Source organism: Litoreibacter ascidiaceicola (assembly GCF_900129235.1).
Taxonomy (GTDB): domain Bacteria; phylum Pseudomonadota; class Alphaproteobacteria; order Rhodobacterales; family Rhodobacteraceae; genus Litoreibacter; species Litoreibacter ascidiaceicola.
Window position 1 is genome coordinate 591566 of the sequence record NZ_FQUV01000002.1, and the last position, 7100, is coordinate 598665.

The 7100-nt window shown below is 53.9% G+C and carries 8 protein-coding genes, 1 tRNA gene and 1 pseudogene; 4 read left to right on the forward strand and 6 right to left on the reverse strand.

Translation table 11 applies throughout. The features are described from left to right. Positions 1 to 22: 22 nt before the first annotated feature. The 4 genes from BUB72_RS06020 to BUB72_RS06035 all read right to left on the reverse strand — a co-directional run bounded on the left by BUB72_RS06020 (position 23) and on the right by BUB72_RS06035 (position 2225). The gene (locus tag BUB72_RS06020; protein ID WP_073141618.1) at positions 23 to 559 is read right to left on the reverse strand and encodes a GNAT family N-acetyltransferase; all 537 of its coding nucleotides are present in this window, start codon (positions 557 to 559) and stop codon (positions 23 to 25) included. Further along, positions 559 to 1158 carry a LysE family translocator gene (locus BUB72_RS06025; RefSeq protein ID WP_073141620.1) on the reverse strand — a complete coding sequence of 200 codons (600 nt, stop codon included), beginning with the start codon at positions 1156 to 1158 and terminating at the stop codon, positions 559 to 561. Before BUB72_RS06025 ends, BUB72_RS06020 begins: the two co-directional genes overlap by 1 nt. An 81-nt stretch (positions 1159 to 1239) precedes the next feature. Continuing rightward, complete coding sequence (gene rpmA, locus BUB72_RS06030; RefSeq protein WP_073141622.1) at positions 1240 to 1509, reverse strand: 50S ribosomal protein L27; 270 nt, start codon at positions 1507 to 1509, stop codon at positions 1240 to 1242. A gap of 11 nt (positions 1510 to 1520) precedes the next feature. After that, on the reverse strand, positions 1521 to 2225 hold the full coding sequence (locus BUB72_RS06035) for a 50S ribosomal protein L21 (protein WP_073141624.1): 705 nt from the start codon (positions 2223 to 2225) through the stop codon (positions 1521 to 1523). Between the two features lie 141 nt (positions 2226 to 2366). Between BUB72_RS06035 and BUB72_RS06040 the strand changes: the two genes are divergently transcribed. Beyond that, entirely contained in the window at positions 2367 to 2759 is a 393-nt protein-coding gene (locus BUB72_RS06040; RefSeq protein WP_073141627.1) for a hypothetical protein, read from the forward strand. Here BUB72_RS06040 and BUB72_RS06045 read toward each other — a convergent pair. Beyond that, complete coding sequence (locus BUB72_RS06045) at positions 2756 to 3577, reverse strand: DUF2059 domain-containing protein (protein WP_073141629.1); 822 nt, start codon at positions 3575 to 3577, stop codon at positions 2756 to 2758. The genes BUB72_RS06040 and BUB72_RS06045 overlap by 4 nt on opposite strands. Before the next feature lie 179 nt (positions 3578 to 3756). On the opposite strand from BUB72_RS06045, the gene BUB72_RS06050 reads away from it, so the two are divergent. Then, positions 3757 to 3846: transfer RNA gene (locus BUB72_RS06050), tRNA-Ser, on the forward strand. A 510-nt stretch (positions 3847 to 4356) separates the two neighbouring features. On the opposite strand, the pseudogene BUB72_RS19260 reads toward BUB72_RS06050, so the two are convergent. Then, positions 4357 to 5427, reverse strand: a pseudogene (locus tag BUB72_RS19260) (recombinase family protein); the annotation flags it as partial. A 441-nt stretch (positions 5428 to 5868) separates the two neighbouring features. Here BUB72_RS19260 and BUB72_RS18770 point away from each other — a divergent pair. Both BUB72_RS18770 and BUB72_RS06075 read left to right on the forward strand, forming a co-directional pair. Beyond that, complete coding sequence (locus BUB72_RS18770) at positions 5869 to 6141, forward strand: hypothetical protein (RefSeq protein WP_073141633.1); 273 nt, start codon at positions 5869 to 5871, stop codon at positions 6139 to 6141. Beyond that, the gene (locus BUB72_RS06075) at positions 6125 to 7024 is read left to right on the forward strand and encodes a recombinase family protein (protein ID WP_073141635.1); all 900 of its coding nucleotides are present in this window, start codon (positions 6125 to 6127) and stop codon (positions 7022 to 7024) included. Before BUB72_RS18770 ends, BUB72_RS06075 begins: the two co-directional genes overlap by 17 nt. The last annotated feature ends 76 nt before the right edge of the window (positions 7025 to 7100 follow it).

Below are 7100 nucleotides of genomic sequence, written 5' to 3' on the forward strand. Positions count from 1 at the left end.
TTACCGCACCCGTCCGCTACGCTCAATCCAGCTTCTTGATATAGGTCCAAGTCGGCACATTCGTATTCCGTGCCACCGAGAACGTCTCCGCGTCACCGATATACTCGAAACCCGCATTGCTCAGAACCCGCGCCGAAGCGGGATTGTCCTGAAACACCGAGCCGAACAGCGTGCGGCAGGCCTGCGGGTTCGCTGCAACCAGTGCTTCGACCGCCTTGGAGGCCAAGCCGTTGTTCCACAGCTGCGGTGCCACCCAATAACCAATCTCCGACTGCTCGCGGTCCATGCGGTTCAAGCCGATCAGACCCAACACTTGAGAGCCGTCATCCGACGGGTCAATGACCCACACATCTTCCGCGCGGCCTTCGGCAAGCGAGCGCTTGATGAAGCCTTCAGTCGTGCCGGGGGGCAGCGGGTGCGGGATCGACGATGTCGCCTTTGCAATCCGCTCATCCGCCGCATAAAGGCCGATCTGGCCGGTATCGGATTGGCTCACAGGGCGTAGCACAAAACCATCAGCCTCAATGATCGGCTGTGTGTAGGTTCCTTCAAAACTCATTATTTGCCTCCCGCAAATAGTACAAAAAAGACGCTTGCAACGGTCAGCGCCGCCAAGGTCCACATCAAATATTTCTCGGCGGGCGTTCCAGCCACGCTGCGCGCTATGCGCTCCCCGCCATAAGTCCAAATCGGGTGCAAAATAAGTTGCACTCCTAGCAATATCAGGGCGATTGTCACGGTCGCTTCAAGACTTGGTGTCCCGGGCTCCGTAAACGCGGTGAAGCCCGCCGTGATCATCGCCCATGCTTTCGGGTTCAAGGGATGGACGATCAATCCAGCCGCAAAACCCGGGGCCTTTGCTTCTATATTGGTATTCAGGCGCATATTTGCGACCCGCCATGCCAACCAGATGATGTAGGCCGCCGACATCCATTTCAGCGCTTGGAACACCCAAGGTGCGCTGTCTGCCAGCTGCATCAACCCGAAACCCACAGGCCAGATGACCAATTGCTTGCCAAGCGCCACGCCTGCCACGAACGGCAATGCACGACGCAGGCCATAGCGCGCGCCTGTTGCCAGCAGGGCCATGTTGGCTGGCCCCGGCGTGCCAACCTGAGAGGCGGCAAATATGGCAAATGATGCGGCGGCGACACTCATGGTCAGCCCTAACGTAGCAAAAGAAAAAGGGACCGGTCTTTCAACCGATCCCTCAAATTTTTCAAACCTTGTGGGTCTCGGTTACTCGGCGGCCTCGGCCATCGGGACGATAGAGACAAAGGTGCGGCCTTTCAGGCCTTTGTGGAACTTCACGTTGCCTTCGACTTTCGCGAAGATCGTGTGATCCTTGCCCATGCCGACGCCTTCGCCAGGCCACTTAACAGTGCCGCGTTGACGCACGATGATGTTGCCGGGAATGACGAGCTCGCCGCCATATTTTTTCACGCCAAGACGACGACCCGCTGAGTCGCGACCGTTCCGGGATGAACCACCTGCTTTTTTATGTGCCATTGTGCTTCTCCTTAACCTTTAGCGAGTTCTGCAGCCTGCTCGAGCCAGTTGTCCCGGTCGATGCGGCCTTTGAAATTCAGTTTCTCGTCCATATCAGCAATGTCCTCTGGGGTCCATGCTGCGATCTGGGCGAATGTGGTAACGTCCAGCGCGTGAAGTTTCTTCACGATAACCGGACCAACACCGCTGATGCGTGTCAAATCATCTGCGCCTTCGGATTTCGCTGCGGCCTTCTTAGGAGCAGCGGCTTTCTTTGGTGCAGCTTCTTTTTTCGGAGCAGCAGCTTTTTCAGCTTTCGCAGCTGGCTTGGCAGCGGCTTTGGCTTTTTTCTTGGCCGGAGCAGCCGCTTCGATTGCAGCAACCGATACGCCAGCGCCATTGATGGCAGCTTTCACGCCGGACTTGTCTGCGCCTTTTTCAAGGATGTCCGTGATGCGGAGCAGCGTCAGTTGCTGACGGTGGCCCTTGGTGCGCTTCGAAGAGTGCTTACGGCGACGTTTAACGAAGTTGATCGTTTTCACGCCTTTGATCTGGTCGATGACTTCGGCTTGAACGCCTGCGTCTTTGACCAACGGAGCACCTACAGTGCCCCCGACCATCAGAATTTCATTGAATTGGATTTTGTCGCCAGCGGCGGCATCCAGTTTCTCGACACGCAGAACATCGCCTGAGGCGACTTTATACTGCTTGCCGCCGGTTTTTAGAACCGCGAACATATCGCATACCCTTTTATCTTCCGCGCCCTGTGGCCCCGCATTTCGCGGCGTTCATGGGCCCAATTGGGCCACCTCGGACAGCGCGCCCCCGGATCGGGACGTCATTGCAAAAATCCACGCATCATGCGCAGATGCGGGCTTATGTTGGAATTGCGCCCCTCTGTCAACAGGCTCTGGCCGAATATCCGCACCGCGATCGGCTTTATTGTGTTGGCCTTCGCGGGATGTAGTCCGAGCGCCCCGTCACACCTGCCCAATCCGGTTCTTTTGCCAGCCTATGCGGTTGGCAATGCCATTCACAACGCCAGTTACAACGCGCGCCGCTCGAAGGTCAAAACCTACGTGTCGCAGAACTTTGAGGCACTGCATCAAGACCTTCGAGACGGCGGCGGGCCAGTTCTGGAAATGGCCTATCAACTGGCAGGAGTTAAGGCCGAAACGCGCCCTGCCCTGACCCGTATGCTTGCGGAGGAGCCGAACCTCGCGAAAGACCCCGAAGCGTTCACCGTGAGTCTCATGGTGCACGGGGTTTAGGTGTCTTCACCGATCATGAACTCGGCGGTCGCCCGCCCCAACTCATAGCTCTGCTGCTCGAACATCTTGTCGAAGCCCGCGAACAGCACACTGTTCAACCGCTGCCCCGCAGGCGTTTTCGAGATGTCAATGTAGCGCTGCAACTCGGCTTTGGTCAGCCCGCTATAGGCCACCGAGGAAAAGTTGATCGTCCACTCCTCCATCTCCTGACGGATTTCCGGCTCCTGCTCCCAGACCGAATTCAGCATGAAACTCTCCGACAGCCCTTCGGCATAGCTCTCGCTGGTTGCCATGCCACGGTAAAACGCCAGATTGGAATTCAGCGCCCCCGCGACATTGCTTTCCACCAGATCATTCACTTTGATGAACTCCTGATACATCAGATACAGCGCCGGATCTTCCTTGCGGATCGTCGCGACATTCCTGGCCGCCGCATCTTCCCCGCCTTCTTCATTCAGCGTTTTGCGTGCCTCGATCTCGATTTGCACGATGCGCGCGCCAAGATCGGTCTCGAAAAACGCCAGCGCCTCTTCCGAAGCTTCCAGATCGTCAATTGAGGACATCCCCTCAAGGAACGACTGCTTTGCCTTTTCCGGCTCGTAAATCCGTTCCAGTCGCGCGGTCCATGCAGGGGACGGGCTGACGCCTTCAGGGCCGGACATATCCTGCCCCGCAGTCACGCCTTCGTCGCGCAGCACCTCAAAAACGGTCTCCATGTCCAATGCGGTGAAATACCGGTCCAGCATCGACGCGCTTTGCGCAGACACCGCAGCGGCAGAAATCATCAAGGCAGTGAAGGTTGCAGTCAGAAGGCGCATTACGTTTCCTTTTGGTCAAGTTCCCTTGACGATAAGCCTCCATCCCTTGCGCTACAATGCCCGCGCCGTTGAATTTATCGCGACCGGCGGCGTCTTGCGCGGAAAACCTGACGGATGGGCTTGCAGCGGGCCAAGTTGCCCGCTAAACCCCGCGCACCTGATCACATGTCAGCCTTTGCGGAGAGGTGCCGGAGTGGTCGAACGGGACGGTTTCGAAAACCGTTGAGCTCGAGAGGGTTCCCAGGGTTCGAATCCCTGTCTCTCCGCCATTCCCGAACAAAAGTGGGCACCGCTGAACGCTCAACTTGTCGGGCAACGATGGCCTTTTCAATCTGAGCATGACGACCACATATCGTGATCTTATCTGTTCCGACGACAATTTCATCAACGATCGAACGAAGATAGCTTCGCTTTTCCAACGTGGTCGAGTTTGAAAGTGCGTTCTTCAGTGTCTCTACAAATCGGGCAACGCTTTCGTGAGTTACCTTTGCTTCCGGCGATAGTTCGGCCGTCACTTGATCCAGCTCTTTGTGAACGCGTTTGTGATTTTCCTTAGCCGCAAGAAAGCGCTCCTTGAACTCTGGATCATCTAAATCGACGAGATCCGCTTGAAGCAATGAATAAAGATTATCGAGCGCCCGCTTTGCTGACTGAACTTCCTTCTCACGGGCCACGAGTCGTTTCTTCAATGCATTGGAAGATCGCTCCTGACGGGTTCGCAATGGCTTCAGTAAGCCGTCGATATTTTCGATGTTCAAGAATTCGTCGTTCAAGTGCTGAACGACTAAGGCATCGCACTCCTCCATAGGAACACGTCGGCCTTTACAAGTTCCCGTCCGCATCTTGTTTGAGCAAGCGTAGTAGCGATAGCGTCCGCCCTTGCCAGTGCTTGTCGTCATTCCATTGCCGCATTCTGGGCAGGTAACCAAACCTGTCAGAAGAACGTCGCCGGTGACAACGCGCGGCGGCATACTTTTTGGGTTTTTGGCATCCATCATTTCTCGGAGTTGCTCGAATTCCGCTTCCGAGATAATCGAATTCACTTTTGTAGTTATTTTTCGCCCACCGTCGAAATTGCTATTAAAAGTCCTTATCCCTGCGTAGGTTTTGGAACTCAAAAGTCTGTGGAGCGCACTGACGCCCCAAGCATTTCCTTGGCGCGTCTTGTATCCGCGATCGTTCAGCCATTTCACAATAGCCTTGACCCCCATCGGACCGGTCGTGCCGTCGCCCTCCAGTGCCAGATCGAAAATCATGCGCATGACCGCGGCTTCGTCTGGCTCCAGATCCAATATTTTCTTGTGAGTTCCGCCCCGAATTTCCGCAGTTACAGATCGATATCCGTAAATCGGAACCGAGCCATTATGGAACCCCTGCAGCGCATTTTCGTGGTGTGCGCGAGTGACATGTTTAGAAATCTCATTCGAGGTGAACTCATCAAATAAGGAAATGAGTTGGCGAAGTAGTCTGCCTTCCGGACTCTCTTCAATTCTTTGAGTGATGCTGATCACGCGGACTTTGCGCTTAGCGAGTGCGCGTATCGTTAGTTCGGATACGGCGTTGTCTCGAAAGAACCTGCTGAAAGAATGAACAACGATGACATCACAAGGCAGGGCACCGGAGATGATGTCGTCGATCATCGTTTGAAAGCCAGGTCGGTTGCTTGTCCGCCCACTTCGCGCATCGCTATATTCGGCAACAACGATGTATGCGTGGTTTTTGCAATGTCGATTGATTTGCTTCCGCTGATCGGGAACGGACAAATCTTTTTCCGCTTGCCGCCCTGTGGAGACCCGAGTGTAAGTTACAGCGCGGCTACCGGCAGGTGCCGCTGAATTGTCAGCTATCATTAAACAACCTTTCAAAGAGCCCTGCAGCGTTGGTAACAACGAAATAGCAGTCTCTTGATTATCGATATGGGCGACGAATTTTCAAGCATTTGTTCACCTTTGTTCCCGTTGGCGCCTGAGTTCGGTCAGTCCGTTTCTGACCAGGGTGATTTCCGTTGAACACCCTGATCACAAACGAACTGCGCGACTTTGACTCGGATAACATTGGCTCTTTCGACGAAATCAGAAGGGATAAAAAATAAAATAAAACAGATGCTTATAGGTTGAAATTCGCGGGGGCCTGAGTATGTTCTAACCATCAGATGATCGGGACAGGTCTCGATTCCATCTCTTGTGCCAAGCTGTGCGACGCATTGCTTGGGCGGGTTTGAGTGTCTGCTCAAACTCTACGACAATCGGCAAAATCGCGTGCAGCGACATTGCCATTCGTATGGAGATGCAATGATGCAACCACCAATCAAACAGCCGGGCGGCCTTCGTTCGGAGATTTCGAAGTCCTCATCCACTTTGGGCAGTCAATCTCGGTTCGTCGTAGTCAACGGGCTGAAAGCTGTCACACAAATTTCGAATGATGAAATTCGCGCAATTGAAGCGCACTTCTGGGCTGAGCTCAGCCAGCTTCTCACTACTAAAGACACTCCTAAAGGGACCCCCTGCGATGAGCGTGAAGCGGTTCGGAACGAGCAGGAGAGTGAATATGAAGCGCGAGTCTGAACCGACCAAGTCTGCTCCTTTAGGCGGCGCAGTTCTGTATGCACGGGTTTCGACAGGAAGGCAGGCTGAGAAAGATCTGTCGATACCTGATCAGTTCCTCAAGATGCACGGGTATTGCAGTGCGAACGGGCTCGAATGCATACGTGAGTTTAGTGATGCCTATACCGGAACAAGTTTTGACCGTCCCGGGTTGCACGAAATGAGAGAGCTTATCCAAGCTAATCCAGGCGTAATCTCGGTCGTTTTGGTTCACTCTTTCAGCCGTTTGGGTCGCGATTCCGTTGAATTTGAACTTTTCCGAAGAGAACTTCAAAGGCTGGGTGTAAAGCTTATAAGCATTACTCAAGATGTCGGAGACACGGCCGGCGCGAGCATTTTTCGAAAAATAATCAACTTGATGGACGAGCAGTTCTCGCTCGAGACATCAAAACATGTCATTCGAAGTATGGGTGAAAACGCTCGCCAAGGATTCTGGAACGGCGGAACTCCACCTTTCGGTTATCGCGCCGTTGAAGCTGGGCATCGCGGGCAAACTGTAAAAAAAAAGTTAGCGGTGCACCCAGCCGAAGCCGAAGACGTGAGATTGATCTACAATCTTTATCTCGAAGGTGACGGTAAAAATGGGCCAATGGGCATCAAAAAAATTGCCTGTTACCTGAACGAAAACACGTTCTCGAGACGAGGCGGCGCGAAATGGACAACAGGCCAAGTTCACCTTGTTCTCCATGATACAGTCTACATTGGCGAGTTCATTTTCAGAAAAGGTAAGGCTGCAGATGACCAGATCATAGTCGAGGTGCCCGCAATCATTGATGCAGAGTTGTTCGAGCAAGTTCAGCAGCGGCTCAAGAGAAATAATCCTCGGCTGACATTTCCCAAGTGATGCCTGTTCTGACGGATTTTGATGGATTTTGTGGTCATTTTCAAGACTGACGGTCGGATCAGCTGCGCGAGTGGCC

Coding starts and splice junctions, on each gene's coding strand:
- BUB72_RS06045 (WP_073141629.1), bottom strand. CDS start 3,577: ATGCGCCTTCTGACTGCAACCTTCACTGCCTTGATGATTTCTGCCGCT.
- BUB72_RS06075 (WP_073141635.1), top strand. CDS start 6,125: ATGAAGCGCGAGTCTGAACCGACCAAGTCTGCTCCTTTAGGCGGCGCA.
- BUB72_RS06025 (WP_073141620.1), bottom strand. CDS start 1,158: ATGAGTGTCGCCGCCGCATCATTTGCCATATTTGCCGCCTCTCAGGTT.
- BUB72_RS18770 (WP_073141633.1), top strand. CDS start 5,869: ATGATGCAACCACCAATCAAACAGCCGGGCGGCCTTCGTTCGGAGATT.
- BUB72_RS06020 (WP_073141618.1), bottom strand. CDS start 559: ATGAGTTTTGAAGGAACCTACACACAGCCGATCATTGAGGCTGATGGT.
- rpmA (WP_073141622.1), bottom strand. CDS start 1,509: ATGGCACATAAAAAAGCAGGTGGTTCATCCCGGAACGGTCGCGACTCA.
- BUB72_RS06040 (WP_073141627.1), top strand. CDS start 2,367: ATGTTGGAATTGCGCCCCTCTGTCAACAGGCTCTGGCCGAATATCCGC.
- BUB72_RS06035 (WP_073141624.1), bottom strand. CDS start 2,225: ATGTTCGCGGTTCTAAAAACCGGCGGCAAGCAGTATAAAGTCGCCTCA.